The following is a 20,816-nucleotide window of genomic DNA, read 5'->3' on the forward strand; positions in this document are numbered from 1 at the left end:
GTGCCCCCACACACCCCGCACCTCTCCACCCGACACTAGGCGCCGCAGAATCCTAGCCACCTAGTGAAATTCCTGTTTTACTAGGTGGCATTAGCAGGTGAGGGAAAGTGGACGGATGACCGAGGCAGCCAGGCCAGACAGCACCACACGGACAGTGGAACGCGCACTGTCCCTGCTGAGCGTGGTGTGCCGCCAGGGCGCAGTGACCCAGTCCGAAGCGGCCAAAGCTGCGGGCCTGTCCACCAGCACGGCCCTGCGCCTGCTGCGCACCCTGGAAGGAACCGATTTCCTGCGCCGGGAAGAGAACGGGATTTACCGCCCCGGTCCGGCAGTCGTACAGCTGGGCGTCCTCGCCCTGAGCTCAGAATCCCTGATCTCCACCTACCGTGCCGCCATGGACCGGATCGTTGAACAGACCGGTGAATCCACCTACCTCAGCATTCCCGCGGCCGGCGGCCACGGCCTCTACATTGCGATCGCGGAGGGCACCCAGTCCGTCCGGCACGCCAATTGGGTGGGGCGGCGCTTCGTCCTGGAAACCAGCGCCGCCGGCAAGGCAATGCGCGGCGAGGCGAACGGCACCGGCTGCGCGGTGGTGAGCGACGGCGTCGAACCAGACATCACCGCCATCGCCGTGCCGCTGACTGCCGGCGGAAAAGCCGTGGCGGCGATGAGCGTGGTGGTGCCCAGCTACCGCATCACCCCAGACCGGCTGGCGGATATCTGCCGGGTCCTCACAGCAGAAACCAGTGCAGTTCAAACACACGGCTAACCGACAACGACGACGGAGAACCCCATGAACGAAAACACCCCGCGCACCGTCCGGGCTCCGCGCGGCACCGACCTGAACGCCAAAAGCTGGCAGACCGAAGCACCGCTGCGGATGCTGATGAACAACCTGGATCCGGAGGTCGCTGAGCGGCCGGAGGACCTGGTGGTCTACGGCGGCACCGGTAAGGCCGCCCGGAACTGGGAAGCCTTCGACGCGATCATCCGCACCCTGAAGACTCTCGACGACGACGAAACCCTGCTGGTGCAGTCCGGCAAACCCGTCGGAGTGTTCCGCACCAACGAGTGGGCTCCGCGGGTGCTGATCGCCAACTCCAACCTGGTGGGGGACTGGTCCACCTGGCCCGAGTTCCGGCGGCTGGAGGCCGAAGGACTGACCATGTACGGACAAATGACCGCGGGGTCATGGATCTACATCGGCACCCAGGGCATCCTGCAGGGAACCTATGAAACTTTTGCCGCCATCGCCAACAAGCGGTTCGGCGGCACCCTCGCCGGCACCGCCACCCTCACCGGCGGCTGCGGCGGCATGGGCGGTGCCCAGCCGCTGGCGGTCACGCTCAACGGCGGAGCGGTGCTGATTGTCGACGTCGACGGGTCCCGGCTGCGGCGCCGGGCCGGCAAACGCTATCTCGACGACGTCGAAACCGACCTCGACGCGGCCCTCGCCAAGGTGATGGCCGCCAAGGCCGAAGGCCGGGCCCTGTCCGTGGGACTGGTCGGCAACGCGGCGGAGGTCTTCCCCGAACTGCTCCGCCGCCGGAACGCCGGCGAAGGCGCGGACTTCGACATCGTCACCGACCAGACCTCGGCCCACGATCCGCTCAGCTACCTGCCGGAAGGCGTGACTGTAGAGGACTGGCACCGCGAAGCCGAAGCCGACCCGGTGGGCTTCACCAAAAAGGCGCAGGCCTCCATGGCCCGCCACGTCGAAGCCATGGTCGGCTTCCAGGACGCCGGCGCCGAGGTCTTCGACTACGGCAACTCGATCCGGGATGAAGCCCGCCAGGGCGGGTACGACCGGGCCTTCGACTTCCCCGGCTTCGTTCCCGCCTATATCCGGCCGCTGTTCTGCGAAGGCATGGGCCCGTTCCGCTGGGTGGCGCTCTCCGGGGACCCCGCGGATATTGCCGTCACCGATGCCGCACTGAAGGAACTCTTCCCCGAGAAGGAACACCTGCACCGCTGGCTGGACGCCGCGGCCAAGCACGTGGAATTTGAAGGCCTTCCCGCCCGGATCTGCTGGCTCGGCTACGGGGAACGCGCCCAGGCCGGGCTGCTGTTCAACCGGCTGGTCGCCGAGGGCAAGGTCTCCGCGCCGATCGTGATCGGCCGGGACCACCTGGACTCCGGGTCCGTGGCTTCCCCCTACCGCGAAACCGAGGGGATGAAGGACGGCTCCGACGCGATCGCCGACTGGCCGCTGCTCAACGCCCTGCTCAACACGTCTTCCGGCGCCACTTGGGTCTCGATCCACCACGGCGGGGGAGTCGGCATCGGCCGTTCACTTCACGCCGGGCAGGTCTCCGTCGCCGACGGCACCGACCTGGCCGCCCGCAAGCTCGAGCGGCTGCTCACCAACGATCCGGGTACCGGCGTCATGCGCCACGTCGACGCCGGCTACGACGAGGCAGGGCAGGTCGCCAAAGAACGCGGCGTCCGTATCCCGATGGCCGAATAGGGTAAACCCATGGCAGCAGTTACTACCCTCCTGGACAGCATCTCCGATATCGGCCGGGATCCGGTCCGCGGCGGCTACAGCCGCCCGGTCTTCTCCGCGGCGGAAACGGACCTTCGCGCCTGGTTCACAGCGGAGGCGCAGTCCCGCGGGCTCGACGTCGAGACTGACCGCAACGGCATCCTCTGGGCCTGGTGGGGCGAACCCCAGAAAGGCGCACTGGTCACCGGCAGCCACCTGGACTCCGTTCCCGGCGGCGGAGCTTTCGACGGGCCGCTCGGCATCGCGGCGGCCCTCGCCGCCGTCGACGTCCTCAAAGAGCGCGGGGTCCAGCGCAACCGGTCCCTCGCCATCACCGTTTTCCCCGAGGAAGAGGGCTCGCGCTTCGGCGTCGCCTGCCTGGGGTCGCGGCTGATGACCGGAGCCATTGACCCGGACACTGCCCGAAACCTGCGCGACGACGCCGGCACCACCTTCGCCGACGCCGCCCGCGCCGCTGGGCTGGACCCGGCGCACCTGGGCCGGGATGAGGATACCCTCGCCCGGATCGGCGACTTCGTGGAACTGCACGTGGAACAGGGCGGAGGACTCGGAGACGACGGTCCCGCCGTCGCCGTCGGCAGTTCCATCCTGGGCCACGGGCGCTGGAAACTCACCGTGCACGGGCAGGGCAATCACGCCGGCACCACGCTGATGGAAGACCGCGCGGACCCGATGGTCGCAGCCGCGCAGATCATCACCGCTGTTCAACAGGCCGCAGCCGCACTGCCCGGGGCGCGTGCCACCGTGGGCCGGATCCAGGCCGTTCCCGGCGGCAGCAACGTGATCGCTTCCCGGGTGGAACTCTGGCTCGACGCCCGGCATGAGGAGGACGCGCTCACCGCACAGCTGGTGGAAACCATCCACGGCAAGGCCCAGAAGATCGCCGCCTTCGAAGGGTGCTCCGTGACGCTGGCGCAGGAATCCTTCAGCCCCACGGCCACCTTTGACCCGGCCCTGCAGCGCCAGCTGCAGCTTGCCCTGCCGGAGGCGCCCGTCCTGGCCACCGGAGCAGGGCACGACGCCGGGATCCTGGCCGGGCACGTGCCCGCGGGCATGGTCTTTGTCCGCAACCCCAGCGGAATTTCGCATTCCCCGGAGGAATATGTGGAAGACGCCGACGCCGACTACTCCGCCACAGCGCTTGCAGATGTCCTGGAGGACCTGCTGTGATCCGCCGTGCGGCAGGGGTCTGGTGCGCACAGGCCGTGTGGGACGGCAGGATTGAATCCGGCGTCCGCCTGAGCGTTGATTCCGCAGGAATCGTCGCCGCCGTGGAAACCGGCGCGGCACCGAGATCCGGGGACCTGGTCCTGGAAGGCATCGTGTTCCCCGGCGCCTCCAACGCGCACTCGCACGCTTTCCACCGGGTGCTGCGCGGCCGCACCCACACCGGGGGAGCGGACAGTTTTTGGACCTGGCGCCAGGCCATGTACCGGGCCGCCGGAACGCTCACCCCGGAGCTGTATGAGGAAGTGGCCACCGCTGTTTTCGCCGAAATGCTGACCGCCGGATATACCTCGGTGGCCGAGTTCCACTACGTCCACCACCGGCCCGACGGCACTCCGTATCCCGGTCACGACATGGAACTGGCACTTGGCCGCGCAGCACGTGCCGTGGGTATCCGGCTGACGCTGCTGGACACCTGTTACCTGGCCGGAGGGTTTGGGGAACCCCTGGCACCGGAACAGCTCCGCTTCGGGGACAGCAGTGCCCAGGCGTGGCTGCAGCGGCTCGCCAGTCTCAGGAAGGCGTTCGAGGCAGAGTTCGACCCGTCTGAGGCCAGCATCGGCGCGGCCCTGCACTCCGTCCGCGCCGTCCCCGAGGAAGCCCTGGCAGACATCGCCAGCGGTCTGGAGCCCGAACTTCCCCTGCACATCCATATCTCCGAACAGCCCGCAGAGAACGACGCCTGCCTGCGGGCCACCGGCCTGACCCCGGTGCAGCTGCTGGGAAAACACGGCCTGCTCAGCCCTCGCCTTTCCGCAGTCCACGCCACCCACCTGGGCCCGCAGGATATCGCGCTGCTGGGCCATGCGGGTGCCACGGTCGTGATGTGCCCCAGCACCGAAGCGGACCTCGCGGACGGTATTGGACCGGCTGCTGCACTGGCGGGAGCGGGCGCGCGGATCGCGCTGGGCTCGGACCAGCACGCCGTCGTCGATCCCTGGCTCGAAATGCGGGCGCTGGAGCACGGAGAACGGCTGGCCTCGGGCACCCGCGGCCGGTTCGCCCCCGTTGACCTGCACCGGGCACTGTCCGACGGCGGTGCTGCCGCGCAGGGGCGGCGCGTGCCCGGTTTCGCGGCCGGACGCATGTGCGACCTGATCGTGGTGGATCCCGCCAGCGCCCGGACCGCCGGCGCGGACCCCGCCCAGCTGGCACTCTGTGCGACGGCGCAGGACGTGAGAGCCGTCGTCGTCGGCGGTGTCCTTACCGCTGACCGGGGAGAGCATGTGCGGCTGGGGGATCCGGGGCGACTGCTCGCTGCTGCGATACGGAAACTTGATGCGGCTCCGGGCAGGCAGATGACCGAAACCGCGTCCGGAGCCCAGGCATGAGCACCCTGGTCACCAATATCGGTGAGCTTTCCACGATGGACGCCGCGCGGGGCAGCGAGTCGGTGCTCCGGGACGCGGCGATCGTGTTCGAGGGTGAACGGATCAGCTGGATTGGCCCCGCCGGGCAGGCCCCGGCAGCTGACGAAGCGGTCGACGCCGGCGGGCGGGCCATGCTCCCGGGCTGGGTGGATTCCCACACCCACCTGGTCTTCGCCGGAGACCGCAGCGCGGAGTTTGAGGCGCGGATGGCCGGGGAGCCTTATGCTGCCGGCGGGATCGCCGTCACCACCGAAGCGACCCGCGCGGCGGGGGACTACGACCTCACCCGGCTGCTGCTCGGCCGGCAGGCCGAAGCCGCCGCGGGCGGCACCACCTGGCTGGAAACCAAGACCGGGTACGGGCTGGACGTGGAGCAGGAAGCACGCAGCGCCCGGATTGCCTCCACCGTTGTGGATGACGTGACGTTCCTCGGCGCGCACCTGGTTCCCGCGGGCAGCGACCCGGACGAGTACACCGAGCTGGTCTGCGGCCCGATGCTTACGGCGGTGCGGCCGTACGTGCAGTGGGCCGATGTGTTCTGCGAGCGCGGGGCCTTCACGGAGGACCAGTCCCGGCGGGTGCTCACTGCCTGCAGGGACGCCGGGCTGGGCCTGCGGGTACACGGCAACCAGCTGGGTCCGGGGGCGGGGGTCCAGCTTGCGGTGGAGTTCGCTGCCGCCAGCGTGGACCACGTCAACTATCTTTCAGCGGACGACGTCGCTGCGCTCGCGGGCAGCTGGGCCGACTGGGACGCCGCCGCCGGAGAGGGAACTCCGGGAACCGTGGCCACCTGCCTGCCCGCCTGCGACCTCTCGACCCGGCAACCGCTGGCTCCCGGACGCCGACTGCTCGACGCCGGCGTCGAAATAGCGCTGGCTTCCAACTGCAACCCGGGAACGTCCTACACCTCGTCCATGAACTTCTGTGTGGCAACTGCCGTGCTGCAGATGGGGCTCAGCGTCCCCGAGGCGGTCCGGGCAGCAACCTACGGCGGTGCCCTGGCCCTGCGCCGGCACGCCGGGGAGGACCGGGACGGTGCACGGGCGGTGGGTTCCCTCGCCGTCGGGCACCGTGCCGACCTCCATCTGCTGAACGCACCGTCGGCAGCGCACCTTGCCTACCGTCCCGGGATGCCGCTGACGGCCGCCGTGTGGCGGGCCGGAACCCGCGTCGGACGCTAGCGTCGCCTGGCCCGCGGAGCCGAGGCGGGCAGCCATCGCAGTTTACGAGCACGTTCTCTGGACTGCCCCCGGCGGGCCACCTACGATACAAGGCACACTGGCCTGCGTGTGAGCCGGGCGGTGGACGGCCAGGACCTCCTGCGGACCCAAGGCGGCGTTGATGTCTACGTTGAAGTATTCGGCAGACGAAGGAACGACTGTACCTCCGCGTGTTGTGCCGGTGTCCAAGGGCCGGGCGGTGGTCGACTGGCTGACAACGACGGACCACAAGAAGGTCGGCTACCTGTACCTGATCACGTCGTTCATCTTCTTCTGCCTGGCCGGGGTGATGGCCCTGATTATCCGGGTCGAGCTGTTCCAGCCCGGGCTGGAGATAGTGTCGTCGCGGGAGCAGTACAACCAGCTCTTCACCATGCACGGCACCCTGATGCTGCTGATGTTCGCAACGCCGCTGTTCGCCGGTTTCGCGAATGTGATGATGCCGCTGCAAATCGGTGCGCCCGACGTCGCTTTCCCCCGGCTCAATGCCTTGGCCTACTGGTTCTTCCTGTTCGGCTCCCTGATCGCGGTGTCCGGGTTCATCACGCCGCAGGGCGCAGCGTCCTTCGGCTGGACTGCCTACGCGCCGCTGTCCAATACGACGTTCTCCCCCGGCGTCGGGGGCGATCTGTGGGTCTTCGGCCTCGCCCTGTCCGGATTCGGAACCATCCTCGGCTCGGTCAACTTCGTCACCACGATCATCTGCATGCGCGCCCCCGGCATGACTATGTGGCGCATGCCGATCTTCACCTGGAACACCTTGGTCACGGCCATCCTGGTGCTGATGGCGTTCCCGCCGCTGGCTGCGGCACTGTTCGCACTTGGAGCGGACCGAAGGTTCGATGCCCACATCTTCGATCCGGAGAACGGCGGGGCCATTCTCTGGCAGCATCTGTTCTGGTTCTTCGGCCATCCCGAGGTGTACATCATTGCCCTGCCCTTCTTCGGGATCATTTCCGAGATCCTCCCGGTCTTCAGCCGGAAACCCATCTTCGGCTACAAGGGCCTGGTCTTTGCCACAATTGCGATCGCCGGGCTGTCCATGACGGTGTGGGCGCACCACATGTATGTCACGGGGCAGGTTTTCCTGCCTTTCTTCGCCATCATGACCATGCTGATCGCCGTGCCGACCGGGGTGAAGTTCTTCAACTGGATCGGCACCATGTGGCGCGGTTCCGTGACCTTCGAAACTCCGATGATCTGGGCCCTGGGGTTCCTGATTACGTTCCTCTTCGGCGGGCTCACCGGGATCATCCTGTCCTCCCCGCCGCTGGACTTCCACGTCTCGGATACCTACTTCGTCGTCGCCCACTTCCACTACGTCGTCTTCGGCACCGTGGTCTTCGCGATGTTCGGCGGGTTCTATTTCTGGTGGCCCAAGTGGACAGGGAAGATGCTCAACGAGCGCCTGGGCAAGATCCATTTCTGGCTGCTGTTCCTGGGCTTCCACCTGACCTTCATGATTCAGCACTGGCTCGGTGTGCTCGGCATGCCCCGGCGCTACGCCGATTACCTGGTGGAGGACAACTTCACCGGGATGAACCAGCTCTCCACCATCGGCTCCATGATCCTGGGCTTCTCGATGATTCCGTTCCTCTGGAACGTGTACGTGACTTGGCGCCGCGGTAAAAAGGTGGAGGTCGACGACCCGTGGGGCTTCGGCTGCTCACTCGAGTGGGCAACCTCCTGCCCGCCGCCGCGGCACAACTTCACCTCCCTGCCGCGCATCCGGTCCGAGCGGCCGGCGCTGGACCTGCACCACCCGGAGCTGAAACCCCGTGCCAATGAGAAGACCGACAACCCGGTAGCGAGCGTGCTCGGCGCCGCGGATATGGGCAGCGAGGATCCGAAGAACCCCGATCCGCGGCAATAGAGCGGGGCCTTCGTCTCACCCAGTTCTAAACTGGAACCAGGGGATTCCACCGCAGGAACGTGCCACCAGAGTGCACGCGCAGGGGCAATGCCGCCCTTCGGCCCCGCGTGAGAGGAGTTGTTGTGAAAGCCTGGCAGTACATGGGGGAGTGCAAGCCGATCCAGCTGAATGACATCCCGGAACCGGTTCCGGGTCCTACGCAGGTCATCATCGACGTCAAAGCCGCGGGACTGTGCCACTCCGACGTGATGTACATGGAAGTCGGGGACCAGGCCATGCCGTTCCTGCCCATGACGCAGGGGCACGAGAACGCCGGCGTCATCACGGCACTCGGAGCCGAGGTCACCGGCTTCAAGGTGGGGGACGTCGTGGGCGTCTGCTCGTCGGGAGTCCAGCCGCCGCTGGGCATGTTCACGCCGGGCGGTTTCGCCGACAAGCTCGCGGCTGACTACCGCGACCTTGCCCGGGTCCCCGAAGGGCTGGACCTCTCCCTGGCTGCCCTCGCCACTGATGCGGGCATGACCTCCTACCACGCCATGATCAAGGTCGGCGGCGCGGCGAAGGGCATGAAGGTAGGTGTCATCGGGTTCGGCGGCCTGGGCCAGATCGGTGCCCGTGCAGCCGTGCTCGCCGGTGCTGAAGTCCACGTCGCCGAGATGAAGGAAGAAGCCTGGGACAACGCCCGCGAGGTGGGTGCCGTCAGCTGTGTCAAGGACGCAGCAGAGTGGGTAGCTAATCCCCGCGCCGGCGGCGACTTCGACCTGATCGTCGACTACGCAGGCTTCGACACCACGCAGAAGGCCATCAACGCCGTGAAGCGCGGCGGCAAAGTGGTGCAGGTCGGCCTGGGCAAGCCCACGTTCACGGTGGCAACCAACACCATCCTGGGCAAGAAGCTCGAAGGCTCGCTCGGCGGCACCGTGGAGGACATCGAGGAAGTCTTTGACCTGATGCTGCGCGGAGAAATCCGCCCCGGTTATGAGGAAATCGGCTTCGAGGAGATCGCCAGGGGCCTGGAACGGCTGAAGAACAACGAGGTCCTCGGCCGCCTCGTGGCGAGGTTTGGCGACTAAGGACACCTCTGCGGTACCGTCCCCACCGCGGCTACGTGCGGATCAGCTCGGGCGAACCCTCCCTGATCCGGGCGGCAAGGTCTGCGGCGTGCGATGCCGGCCACCAGTGGCCGGCATCCACGGCGGTGAACCGTACGCGGGGAGCAAATTCCTCCACACCCTGGTTCAGGGCGGGGGAGAGGAACGGATCCCGCAGCGGCACCATTACGTCAACGGGTATTTGGACAGCGCCCTGCAGGGCGGACGTCCCGCGTGCGGCCAGGTTCGCCCGGTACAGGGCCAGGCCGCGCTGCGGGTTGCGGCCGGCAGGTCTGCCCTGGGTCCGCTCGTAGAGCCGTGCCCCGACCGTGGAAAAGAACAGTTCGGGGAGCACCGGGATCTGGAATCCCGCCACGTAGGAGCTGCGCAGGCACTGCTGGGCGACGTCGGGCCAGCGGGCCGGCACCCGCAGCCGCCGGGCAAACCAGCCGCGGAAGTGCTGCAGGTCCGGACCCGAGATGCTCAGATACCGGGAAAGCCGGGACGGTGCCCGCGGGTCACGCGCAGCAGCCCAGCCCTGTATGGATCCCCAGTCGTGCCCTACCAGCTGGACGGGTCCGGCCGACGCCGCCTTGAGAACCGCGTACAGATCCTCGACCAGCAGTGGAAGCCGGAAGTTTGCCAAGGCGGTTTCCTGCACCGTGGACAGTCCTGCGTCACGGGTGTCATAGGCGATCACGTGGTGGTCTTCTGCCAGCAGGGGAATCACCCCGGCGAAGACCGTGTGGTCGTCGGGATAGCCATGAACCAGCAATACCTCGGGGACACCCGGTCCCGGTTCGGGGCCGTATTCATAGACGGCAAGCTGCGCCCCTTCTCCGCTCACCCAGCTTCGCCGTTCGCTGGGGTGCAGTGGTGCGGGGGCAGATCGGCGGGTTCCTAGGAGGCTCACTGTCCGGTTCCTTCCGGTCGCATTCTTCTGCTCGCGCCGCAGCCGCGCCGCAGCCGCGCCGCGTGGCCGCCAGCCTACCCTCCTCCGGGGGTGGCGCCGCTCCTACCGGCTGCCCTTCAGCCTGGTGAGGGCTGCGCTGACCTCCCACAGGTGAGCGGCAGCGGCCCGGTCGTAGCTGCGCTTGGAGGATCTGCGTGGTTTGCCCCTGCTGAAGTATGCTCCGCTTGCCGTTTCGAGTTCGGAAGCGGAAGCCAACCGGACCGAAGTGGCTGCACCCGTCCCCGCACGCTGCATAAGGGGCCGGAGCAGCGGCACGAACACGCGCTGAACAGCTCCGGGATCCTCCGTCGCGAAGGACGTTCTCACTATTCCCGGATGAAGCGCATTGGCCGTTACCCGGCTACCCTGCAGCAGCCTTGCCAGCTCGTAGGTGAAAAGCACATTGGCGAGCTTGGACTGGCTGTACGCGCGTGCCCCCGAGTAGGAGTTCTCCCCCTGCAAATCGTCGAAGTCGATCCGGCCGGAGGTGTGCGCGTTGGAGGAGACCGTCACCACCCGGGCAGGTGAACTCTCCCGCAGCCGCTCCAGCAGCAGATTGGTCAACAGGAACGGGGCCAGATGGTTCAAGGCAAATGTGTGCTCGAGACCATCGGCGGTGTCGTGCCGGGTGTTCCAATACCCGCCGACGTTGTTGACCAGTACATTGATGCGGGGAAGCGCCGTCAGAATCTCGCCCGCCAATCGCCGGACCTCAGCCTGGGAAGAGAGATCGCCGGTAAAGACGTCTACCTGCCCGCCGCCTTCCTTCCTGAGCTCCTCCGCTGCTGCCTCTGCGCGGTCCGGCCTGCGCCCGGTGACCGCGAGCCGCGCACCCATTGCTGCCAGTTTCTGCGCGGTCGCGAGGCCGATGCCGCCGGTGGCACCGGTGACGAGCACAGTCTTCCCCTGCATGGGGCGGCCCTGGCTCTGTTCCATGACGTGCATCCTTGGTCATCAGGTCCGGACCGAGACCGCCCGGGAGGCTGTTCGTATTCCGGCACCTTATTCCTTCACGCTACGCCCGAAATCCCGCGTGATCGAGCGGTTCAGCATCCGGGTCCGGGGTGGCCGGATTCAACGTCAGCACAATGAAGCGGCGCCGCCCGGACCCAAAGGGCCGGACGTCGCCGCTTCATGTGTCTGCCTAGCCGGAGCGGGTTAGCCGCGGCCGGAGAGGCAGATCAGGTACCGTGCGTAGTCCACCGCGTACTTGAGCCAGCCCCGTACATCCCACCAGTTCTTCGGCGGGACGGGACGGACACAGGTGGGCTGTTCCGGTGCTGCGGGCTCAACAGTGACCGGGATGGTGACGGTTGTCCCTGACGGATCGGCGGTCAGCACCAGGGCACCGGGGCCGGAGGCCGACGCCGGAATGGCGGCCGTGACGCTTGCGGCACCGGCAGTGACGGGAACCGTTCCAAGCGCGACGGCGGTTCCTCCGGCAGGAACCCAGTTCACGGCCAGCGTGGTGTTGGCCGGGCTGCCCAGGGAGGTCAGGTCCAGCTTCTCCACGGAGAAGGAAGCGCTGGAACCGGCCTTTGCAGTGGCCGGAGCGCCCTTGACGACTACGCCCTGGCGGGCGAAATCGGGGGAGACCGGGCTGCTGGCCTGGAGGTAGCTGATCCACGCATCACGGTCGATCAGGCCGGAGTCACGGGTGTCCGTGCCCTGGGCGAAGGTGGAGAAGTTGTCCCCGCCCTGGGCCAGGAAGCTGAACGTACCCACCCGGTAAGCCAGGTTGGGATCCAGCGCTTCGCCGTTGACGGTGACCGACTGGATCCGGGAGCCGCGGGCCTGGTCCGGGTCGTACGTGTAGGTCACGTTGTCGGAGAGCCCCAGGGCCAGGAATGCGCGGGAACTTCCGTCCGGCTGCCACTGTTCCTCGAGGACCGACTTCAGCTGAGCACCGGTCAGGGTGGTGGTCCACAGGTTGTTCACGAACGGCAGCACGGCGTTGGCTTCGGCGTAGGTGATCACGCCGTCCTCGCCGTAGTACAGCTCCGCCCGCATACCGCCCGGGTTGACGACGCCGATTTCCGCTCCGCCGCGCTCGGGTGAGCCAAGGGAGGAGAGCAGCGAGTCAGCCACCAGGTTGCCCAGGGTGGATTCGTTGCCGCGGTCATCGCGGCCTGTTCCAGTGAACGCCGTGGTGATGTCCGCCGTGACCGAGCCGATCGGCTGGTTGCCGACCTCAGCTGCGTACGCCAACGCGGCGTCGACAATCCGCTTCACTTCGGCAACCGCAGGGTACGCGGCCACCAGTTCGGCCGCCGGAGCAGCAGTACGGGCCACGTTGCCGGCGGCGTAGGAAAGGACCTCATCCGTTTCGGCGCTGTATTCGAGCTGGATCTGGCCGATGAACTCACCGTAGGAACCAGTCTGGACCACGGGACGGGTCTTGCCCTCAACACCGGGGACCGGTGCGTCCCACGCGTACTGCTTGTGCGTGTGGCCCGTGTAGATGGCATCTACCAGTGCGCTGGTTTCCGTTACGATCTCGGCAAAGGCACCGCCGCCGGCGATCTCCTCTTCCAGGGTGGCGCCGTCGGGCGCTCCCGATCCGGCACCCTCGTGGTACTCGGCGATGATGACGTCGGCCAGGCCCTCGGCTTCAAGGCGCTCAGCGACACGGTTCACTGCTTCCACCGGGTCACCGAACTCGAGCGTGGAGATGCCGCCGGGGGAAACCAGGGTTCCGGTCTCTTCGGTGACGGCTCCGATCACTGCCACCTGGACGCCGTTCACGTCCAGGATGGTGTACTCCGGCAGGGCCGGGGTAGTGGTGCCCTTGAGGTACACGTTGGCGCCCAGGTACTCGAAGTCCGAAGCGGAAGCCACACGGTCCGTGAGGTCCGCGAATCCGCCGTCGAACTCGTGGTTGCCCACTGCCGAAGCCCGCAGGCCCAGCGCGTTCAGGACGTCGATGGTGGGCTGGTCCTGCTGCACCGAGGAGGCGAACAGGGAAGCGCCGATGTTGTCGCCGGCGGAGAGGAACAGTGAGCTGCCCTCTTCAGCGGCGGCCTTGAGCTGCTCGACGGTGCCGGCGAAGTTGACGGTGTTGGCGTCAATGCGGCCGTGGAAATCGTTGATGTTGAGCAGGTTCAGGTCTGTGACCTCGGCTTCCGCCGGAATCAGGTTCATCCCCACCAGGATCGGATCGTGGTCCGAGGAACGGTAGGGATCGGCTGCGTAGTAGTCGGTGGCGTTGTAGTTGTACCGGCTGTATTCGAAGGCGATCGACTCAACCGAGTTGATGTTCCAGATGTCGGTGCCGGTGACATCCTCAGCTGCAGCGGGGGAGGCCAGGATGTGGTCCAGGGATCCGACCAGGCCGCTGAAGGCGTAGGAGTGCTTGCCGGTGGCCTTGCCCAGGTTCAGGTACCCGGCGTCGGCGAAGACCTGCATGGGGTCTTCCGCGGCGTAGGAGTTGAAGTCACCGAGCAGGAAGACCCGCTCGGTTCCGGCATCCTGCGCCACGGCGTCCGCAAACGCGGCCACGGCCTGGGCCTGGCGGACGCGGTCGGCGTTCCAGCCGCCCTGCCCATTGTCTGCATTCTCGCCGCTGGCCGGCGCAGAACCCTTGGACTTGAAGTGGTTCGCGATCGCCACGAAGCTCTCGCTGTCTTCTCCGCCGGCCGGTTTGAAGGCCTGGGCCAGCGGTTCGCGGGCGTTGGAGAAGACGCTCTCATCGTTCAGGATGACCGAATCTCCCACCGGCTCAGCGGAAGAGGTCCGGTAGATGAACGCAGTGCGGATGACATCTTCGTCGTCGGGCAGTGCCGCGGGGGAGCGGACGTAGTCCCAGGTGCCGGGAGCTTCTGCGTTCAGAGCCTCGGTGAGGTGGGCGAGGGCGGTGTCCCGGTCCTGTCCCAGCTCGGCGGAGTTCTCGATTTCCATAAGACCGACGACGTCGGCGCCCAGGGCGTTGATCGCCGCAACGATTTTCGCCTGCTGGCGTTCGAGGTTCGCCTCATTGGCTGCGCCGCGGGCGTCGCAGCCGCCGCGGACGGTGACCGGAGCGCCGGAGCGGTCGTTGTAGTAGGTGCAGCCGGTGAGGTCGTCACCGGTGGTGCTGAAGTAGTTCAGCACGTTGAAGGCGGCGAGCTTCAGGTTGCCGCCCACACTCTGGGGTGCCGGTGTGCGGGTGTTTTCGAACGACGCCGGCTGGACGGTGTCGGCGTTGGCCGGAGTCAGTTCGGTCAGCGGCTGGAAACGCCAGGCACTGTTGCGGAAGTCCAGGATCACGTTCGTGGTGAACTCCGCCGGGGCACCGATGCGCACCGGATCGGTGGACGTCAGGTACGGCAGCGGCTTGGCCTGGTTGGCTGCGGAGAGGAAGTTGGTGGTGGCGCCGTCGTCGAGCTTTACGGCCTTCGCCGCGTTGGTGGCGACAACTGCCGCGTGTTCCGGGGTGCCAACGGGCGCGACGGCGGTGGGCTGCACCAGCGTCTCGGTGCCGGCGGCGAGGCCGATTTCCGCGTACTGGTTCAGCGTGTAGTTATCCGTGACGGTGAAGTCGCCCTGGGGTGCCAGCAGCATGCCCTCGAGGGTTTCGCGCTCGGCGTCAGTGGCGGGCCAGGTGACTGAGGCCGGCTTGACCTCTTCCGCGGGTTCGCTGAGCTTGGTCAGTGCACCTGCGGGAACGGTGAGCTGGGTCAGGCCGAAGTACTCGCCGACCGTGCCGGTGACCTCGACGTAATCGCCAATTGCTACCTGGCCGACGGTGGCCGAGGAGAAGACGAAGATACCGTGGGATGCCGTGTGGGTTGCGGGGTCCAGTTCGCCGCCGGTGCCCGGGGTCTGGAGGTAGTAGCCGCTGAAGCCGCCGGTTGGGTACGCGGCGGTGACTTTGCCGCGGGTGGTGACGCTCTGGCCGACCAGGGTGCTGGCGTCCCCGGTGCCCTGGATCTCGGCGATCGTCACGGCTCCGGCCGGAGGATCAGTGGGCTCCGGATCCGTGGGCTCGGGGTCCGGTACGGTTCCCCCGCCCGCGGTGTTCGTTGGAGTGACGGAAGCACTGAGGGTGAAGTCTGAGGCGTTGTTGTTCGTGTCCGCGAACCCGGTCCGGTTCAGCGACTTCGGGTCTGAATTTCCGGCAGGAGCCGCAGCAGCCGCGGTCTCGAAAGTGTTGGAGGTGCCGTAGCCGAGCAGGTCTACGACGCCGGTCTGGCCAATGACGGAACCGGTGGGAAGAGGGTTAACTGCAGCTGCCTGGTTGGAGAGCACCAGGGTTCCGGCGGAACCGGAGAAGCTTGCTCCGATCGTGGCATCCGCAGCAGGCAGTGCAGTGCCGTTGGTGCCGTTGCTGGCGCCCTGGATCAGGTAGTACCCGCCGGCGGCGATCGTGCCGGAGAGCCGGCCGATGCCGGTGGGCGGCGCCGTCGTACCTGCGGCGCGGTACTGGAGCGACCACCCGTCCAGGCTGACCGGGGCGTTTGTGGGGTTGTACAGCTCAACGAATTTGTTGGTGAACGGCGCGTTGGCGCTTCCGCCGCTGAGGTAGGCCTCGTTGATGATGACGCCGGGGAGTGCTTCCTCGGCGTGGGCGGGCAACGCCGCCAGGGGACCGGCCAGCAGGCCGGCAGACAGCGCTGTACCCAGCACGGCCTTCCATCGGGTTAATCTCATGCCTCGTTGCTCCTTGGGGAACGGGTGCCGGTTGCTGGGCAGGCGGTAGCGGCCCGGAAAAGCGGCAGTGGGTGCGGTGAACTCCTTCTGGATACCATCCCGGGGTTACAGGCACATGAATTCGATCCCTTTGGCGCCCTAACGGGAGGTAACTATTGACAATGCACGAAAGGGGGCCTAACAGCTTCGGTTAGGCCCCCTTTATAGTGAAGTGCGAGCTACACGTTCGAGTTCTTCACCGTGGTGCTCAGTTTCTCGCCGTCCACCCGGTAGACGGTGCAGAGGATCTCCCGGTCATTCCCCAGCGTCCAAGAGGTGGGGGTAGGCGTCAGGTATCCGATGTCCAGGGCGGACACGGAGTAGTCAGCGCCGATGTAGGGCTGGAACTCAGCGAGGCAGAAATCCTGGGCCGTGGTGTCCACGGTTTCCTCACCGGGGTAGGCGCCGGCTTCCATGTCCATCGCCGCGTAGACCTCGGAATCGTGCGGCTGGGTGCAGGGAAGCACGTCGACGGCGTCGACCTCCTCAGCATCCGGGTCTTCGGCCAGGCAGTCCCCGACCTTCAAATCGACGGCGTCGACGCTTTCCGCAGCTGCCTCTTCCTCTGCGGCCTCTTTGGCCGCGGTCTCGGCTTCCGGCGAGGCCGATGCCGCGGCGGGCGACTCGCTGGTCTTCGGCTCGTCGTTGCCTGCGGAGGCTGAGCCTCCGCAGCCGGCGAGCACGAGGGCAAAGGCGGCAGCCGTGACGGCTTTTCCGGCGCGGGCCAGTTGGACCTGGCGGGCGGAATTCATGCGGGTAACTCCTTCTGCGGTAATTGGTTTTGGTTCTCCATCCCCCAATGGGCCGGAAACCACCAGAAGAGCCTATGTGTGCGGTAAACACGCTTATAAATCGGCAAAGTAACATCCGTGAGCAGTATGCAATGGCATCGAAGGAGGGCAAACAAAAGCACCCCGGTCCGCGGACCGGGGTGCTTCGTCAGGCTGGCTGCATCGCTCAGAGATGCAACGCTTCCCTGCATGAGCGGAAGGTAAGGGATTCGAACCCTTGGTACGGGGTTACCGCACACTGGTTTTCAAGACCAGCTCCATCGGCCGCTCGGACAACCTTCCTCCGCTTAGTAGTCTGGCAGATGAGCGCAGTTCACCAAAATTTTCGCCACGTCCGCAGGAGGCATCATGAAAGCGATTGTCATTACCGAACCAGGCGGCGCGAACGTGCTGGCCCTCCGCGACGTGCCCGCTCCCGTCCCCGGTCCCGGAGAAATCCTCATCGATGTTGCTGCAGCGGGAATCAACCGCGCCGACGTGCTGCAGCGTCAGGGCAAGTACCCGGTGCCCCCGGGTGCTCCCGAGCATCCGGGCCTGGAGGTGTCGGGCCGGGTGGCTGCAGTCGGCACCGGGGTGGAAGGCCTGGAAGTGGGGGCCGACGTCGTGGCCCTGCTGTCGGGCGGCGGCTACGCCGAGCAGGTGGCGGTGCCGGCCGGCCAGGTGCTCCCGGTTCCGCCGGAGCTGGACCTGATCACGGCCGCGGCCCTGCCGGAGGTGGCGGCCACAGTGTTCTCGAATCTTTTTATGACTGCCGGGGTCCGCGAAGGCGAGTACGTCCTGATCCATGGAGGGGCCGGTGGAATCGGGACCATGGCCATCCAGTTGGTGGCGGCTTTCGGGGCGGTTCCCATGGTGACGGCGTCGAGCCCGAAAAAGCTGGCGCTCGCCGAGAGCCTCGGCGCCAAAGTCCTGATCAACTACAAGGAGCAGGACTTCGTGGAAGAGGTCCGCCGGGCCACGGAGGGCAGGGGAGCGGACGTCATCCTGGATGTCATGGGAGCCAAGTACCTGCAGCGCAACCTGGACGCACTCGCCGTCGAAGGCCGCCTGGTGATCATCGGCCTGCAGGGCGGCACCCGGGCCGAGCTGGACCTGAACGCACTGATGACGAAGCGCTGCGCCGTCATGGGCACCACCCTGCGCGCTCGGCCGGAAGCCGAGAAGAGTGCCATCATGGCGGCCGTCGGCGAGTACGTCTGGCCGTTGCTGCGCGACGGGACCGTGAAGCCGCTGGTGGACCGCACGTTCCCCCTCGCCGAAGCCGCTGCGGCACATGAGTACTTCGACTCCGGGCAGCACACCGGGAAGATCCTGCTCACGGTCTAGCGGCCCACTCCCGCGCCCCGGACGCCGTCGACCGGTTCCGGCGTGTGTGTGATCCACATCGCATCGCCGGTGCTAACCTCTTGCGCATCACCTGCACCCCATCGGGGTGCGGACCCGCACTGCTGACAAGGGGTACGCATCATGAGTGAGAACAACCGGCGCCGAAGGGACCCGGACCGCCGGGACCCCGGAGCGTCCGACGCAGACGTCCTGGTCCAGGACCCGGACCTGCCGCCCGTTGCCGTCGACGACGACGCAGCGCAGGCGGAAGAACGCCGCTGGACGCCGCTGAAGATCGCCGTCTGGGTGGGCATCGCCCTGCTGGGCGGCATCAGTTGGACCATGCTGGCGATCGTCCGCGGCGAGACAGTCAACGCCATCTGGTTCGTCTTTGCTGCGGTCTGCACGTACCTGATCGGTTACCGGTTCTACTCCAAGTACATCGAGCGGCACCTGCTCAAGCCCAATGACCGCCGGGCCACGCCCGCGGAGTACAAGGCGGACGGCAAGGACTACGCCGCCACCGACCGGCGGGTGCTCTACGGGCACCACTTCGCTGCGATCGCCGGTGCCGGCCCGCTGGTGGGTCCGGTCCTGGCCGCCCAGATGGGTTACCTGCCCGGCACGGTCTGGATCATCGTGGGCGTCATCCTGGCCGGCGCCGTCCAGGACTACCTGGTCATGTTCTTCTCCATGCGCCGCGGCGGCCGGTCCCTGGGCCAGATGGCCCGCGAGGAACTCGGGCTGATCGGCGGCACGGCTGCCCTGATCGCCACCCTGACCATCATGATCATCATCGTCGCCATCCTGGCACTGGTGGTCGTGAACGCCCTCGGGGAAAGCCCCTGGGGCGTCTTCTCCGTGGCCATGACCATCCCGATCGCCCTGTTCATGGGCGTTTACCTGCGCTACCTGCGCCCGGGCAAGGTCAGCGAAGTCTCGATCATCGGATTCGTGCTGCTCATGCTTGCGATCGTTGGCGGCGGCTGGATCGCGGATACCGAGTGGGGTGTGGCGATCTTCTCGCTGGACCGCGTCACCATTGCCTGGGGCATCATCATTTACGGCTTCATCGCCGCCGTCCTCCCGGTCTGGCTGCTGCTGGCCCCGCGCGACTACCTCTCCACCTTCATGAAGATCGGCACGATCGTCATGCTGGCCGTGGCCATCATCATCGTGCGCCCTGAAATCTCTGTTCCGGCCTTCAGCGAGTTCGCGTCCCGGGACGACGGCCCGGTGGTCGCCGGCCCGCTCTTCCCGTTCCTCTTCGTCACCATTGCCTGCGGTGCGCTCTCCGGCTTCCATGCCCTGATCTCCTCCGGAACCACTCCGAAGATGATCATGAAGGAACGCCAGACCCGCTTCATCGGCTACGGCGGCATGCTGATGGAATCCTTCGTGGCCATCATGGCCCTGGTCGCGGCGATCTCCCTGGACCGCGGCATCTACTTCGCGATGAATTCCTCCGCCGCCGCCACCGGCGGAACCGTGGAGGGCGCCGTCGCGTTCGTGAACTCCCTGGGCCTGGTGGGCGTGAACCTCACACCGGACATGCTCACCTCCCTGGCGTCCGACGTCGGCGAGGAGTCCATCGTGTCGCGCACCGGCGGTGCGCCAACGCTGGCAGTCGGCCTGGCGATGATCATGCAGAGCTTCATCGGCGGCCCGGCAATGATGGCGTTCTGGTACCACTTCGCCATCATGTTCGAGGCGCTGTTCATCCTCACCGCCGTCGACGCCGGCACCCGCGTTGCCCGCTTTATGCTGCAGGACTCGATCGGGAACTTCATTCCGAAGTTCCGGGATACGGGGTGGCGCACAGGCGCCTGGATCTGTACGGCCATCATGGTCGCGGGGTGGGGGTCCATCCTGATCATGGGTGTGACGGATCCGCTGGGCGGCATCAACACCCTCTTCCCGCTGTTCGGCATCGCCAACCAGCTCCTCGCGGCCATTGCGCTGGCCATCTGCCTGGCGATCCTGGCCAAGAAGAATGTCTTCAAGTACATCTGGGTAGTGGTGCTGCCGCTGGGGTTCGCCTCGGTCGTGACCATCACCGCGTCGATGTACAAGATCTTCTCGCCGGTCCCGGCCGTGGGCTACTGGGCGCAGCACAATGCGTTCCGGAACGCCCTGGAGGCAGGGGAGACCAGCTTTGGCACCGCGAAGACGGTGGAGGCAATGGAAGCCGTCGTCCGGAACACGTTCGTGCAGGGCGTGCTCTCGATCCTGTTCGTGACGCTGGCGATCATCGTGATCATCACCGCCGTGATCGCGTCGATCCGGTCCTACCGCTCCGGCGGGGCTCCGAGCGCCGAGGATCCCGCCGTGCCGTCGCGGACCTTCGCACCGGCCGGCTTCTTCGCCACTGAGGAGGAGAAGAAGATCCAGGCAGAGTGGGATGCGCTGCCGGAGGACAAGAAACCGGCGGTGGCGGAGCACTGATGACAGCCGTTGTTGGACACCTGCGCGGATTTATCCGCTTCTTCCGCGACGTGATGGGGGAGGACGCGTACCGCAAATACCAGGCCCACCACGCGGCGTCGGGCTGTTCCTCTGCGCCGCTGACGGAGCGGGAGTTCTGGCGGGACAAGATGGACCGGCAGGACGCCAACCCCGGCGGGCGCTGCTGCTGACCCCGTAACCCATCGAGAGGCCAGTTGCGGCTCCTTTCAGCCCTGAAAAGAGCCGCAACTGGCCTCTCGGTGGGATTGGCGGCGCACGGCAGGCGCTGCACCGCAGAAAAGCGCGGGCAAGAACCCGAAAGCGGGCAGGAGCCCGAAACAACCC

At 66.8% G+C, this 20,816-nt stretch carries 14 protein-coding genes and 1 tRNA gene; 10 read left to right on the top strand and 5 right to left on the bottom strand.

Annotated elements, in window-relative coordinates; translation table 11 throughout:
- The first annotated feature begins 115 nt into the window (after positions 1-115).
- From TVB01_RS08230 to TVB01_RS08260, 7 genes are all read left to right on the top strand, one after another.
- Entirely contained in the window at positions 116-772 is a 657-nt protein-coding gene (locus TVB01_RS08230; RefSeq protein WP_422455415.1) for an IclR family transcriptional regulator, read from the top strand.
- A gap of 24 nt (positions 773-796) precedes the next feature.
- Positions 797-2,470, top strand: coding sequence for a urocanate hydratase (hutU, locus tag TVB01_RS08235; RefSeq protein WP_422455416.1), 1,674 nt, complete (start codon positions 797-799; stop codon positions 2,468-2,470).
- Positions 2,471-2,479: 9 nt separating this feature from the next.
- Positions 2,480-3,679 carry an allantoate amidohydrolase gene (locus TVB01_RS08240; RefSeq protein WP_422455417.1) on the top strand — a complete coding sequence of 400 codons (1,200 nt, stop codon included), beginning with the start codon at positions 2,480-2,482 and terminating at the stop codon, positions 3,677-3,679.
- Positions 3,676-5,067 carry a formimidoylglutamate deiminase gene (locus TVB01_RS08245; RefSeq protein ID WP_422455418.1) on the top strand — a complete coding sequence of 464 codons (1,392 nt, stop codon included), beginning with the start codon at positions 3,676-3,678 and terminating at the stop codon, positions 5,065-5,067. Before TVB01_RS08240 ends, TVB01_RS08245 begins: the two co-directional genes overlap by 4 nt.
- On the top strand, positions 5,064-6,287 hold the full coding sequence (locus tag TVB01_RS08250) for an amidohydrolase family protein (RefSeq protein ID WP_422455419.1): 1,224 nt from the start codon (positions 5,064-5,066) through the stop codon (positions 6,285-6,287). The genes TVB01_RS08245 and TVB01_RS08250 overlap by 4 nt, the downstream gene beginning before the upstream one ends.
- Before the next feature lie 160 nt (positions 6,288-6,447).
- Positions 6,448-8,199: a cytochrome c oxidase subunit I gene (gene ctaD / locus TVB01_RS08255; protein WP_422455420.1), complete on the top strand. Its 1,752-nt coding sequence runs from the start codon at positions 6,448-6,450 to the stop codon at positions 8,197-8,199.
- A 122-nt stretch (positions 8,200-8,321) separates the two neighbouring features.
- Positions 8,322-9,272 carry a zinc-binding dehydrogenase gene (locus TVB01_RS08260; protein ID WP_422455421.1) on the top strand — a complete coding sequence of 317 codons (951 nt, stop codon included), beginning with the start codon at positions 8,322-8,324 and terminating at the stop codon, positions 9,270-9,272.
- A gap of 31 nt (positions 9,273-9,303) precedes the next feature.
- Here the strand turns inward: TVB01_RS08260 and TVB01_RS08265 are convergent, their stop codons facing one another.
- The 5 genes from TVB01_RS08265 to TVB01_RS08285 form a co-directional block, all read right to left on the bottom strand.
- On the bottom strand, positions 9,304-10,203 hold the full coding sequence (locus tag TVB01_RS08265) for an alpha/beta fold hydrolase (RefSeq protein WP_422455422.1): 900 nt from the start codon (positions 10,201-10,203) through the stop codon (positions 9,304-9,306).
- A gap of 102 nt (positions 10,204-10,305) precedes the next feature.
- Positions 10,306-11,178 (bottom strand): SDR family oxidoreductase, encoded by an 873-nt coding sequence (locus TVB01_RS08270; RefSeq protein ID WP_422455423.1) that lies wholly within the window; start codon positions 11,176-11,178, stop codon positions 10,306-10,308.
- A gap of 222 nt (positions 11,179-11,400) precedes the next feature.
- Positions 11,401-15,870 (bottom strand): ExeM/NucH family extracellular endonuclease, encoded by a 4,470-nt coding sequence (locus TVB01_RS08275; RefSeq protein WP_422455424.1) that lies wholly within the window; start codon positions 15,868-15,870, stop codon positions 11,401-11,403.
- A 218-nt stretch (positions 15,871-16,088) separates the two neighbouring features.
- Complete coding sequence (locus TVB01_RS08280; protein ID WP_422455425.1) at positions 16,089-16,661, bottom strand: septum formation family protein; 573 nt, start codon at positions 16,659-16,661, stop codon at positions 16,089-16,091.
- Between the two features lie 233 nt (positions 16,662-16,894).
- Positions 16,895-16,982: transfer RNA gene (locus tag TVB01_RS08285), tRNA-Ser, on the bottom strand.
- Positions 16,983-17,048: 66 nt separating this feature from the next.
- Here TVB01_RS08285 and TVB01_RS08290 point away from each other — a divergent pair.
- From TVB01_RS08290 to TVB01_RS08300, 3 genes are all read left to right on the top strand, one after another.
- Positions 17,049-18,026, top strand: a complete 978-nt coding sequence (locus tag TVB01_RS08290) for an NAD(P)H-quinone oxidoreductase (protein ID WP_422455426.1) — start codon at positions 17,049-17,051, stop codon at positions 18,024-18,026.
- A 141-nt stretch (positions 18,027-18,167) separates the two neighbouring features.
- Positions 18,168-20,471, top strand: a complete 2,304-nt coding sequence (locus tag TVB01_RS08295) for a carbon starvation CstA family protein (RefSeq protein ID WP_422455427.1) — start codon at positions 18,168-18,170, stop codon at positions 20,469-20,471.
- On the top strand, positions 20,471-20,662 hold the full coding sequence (locus TVB01_RS08300; RefSeq protein WP_422455428.1) for a YbdD/YjiX family protein: 192 nt from the start codon (positions 20,471-20,473) through the stop codon (positions 20,660-20,662). Before TVB01_RS08295 ends, TVB01_RS08300 begins: the two co-directional genes overlap by 1 nt.
- Positions 20,663-20,816 lie beyond the last annotated feature (154 nt).

It is taken from the genome of Arthrobacter sp. 7Tela_A1 (assembly GCF_049311065.1).
Lineage (GTDB): Bacteria > Actinomycetota > Actinomycetes > Actinomycetales > Micrococcaceae > Arthrobacter_B.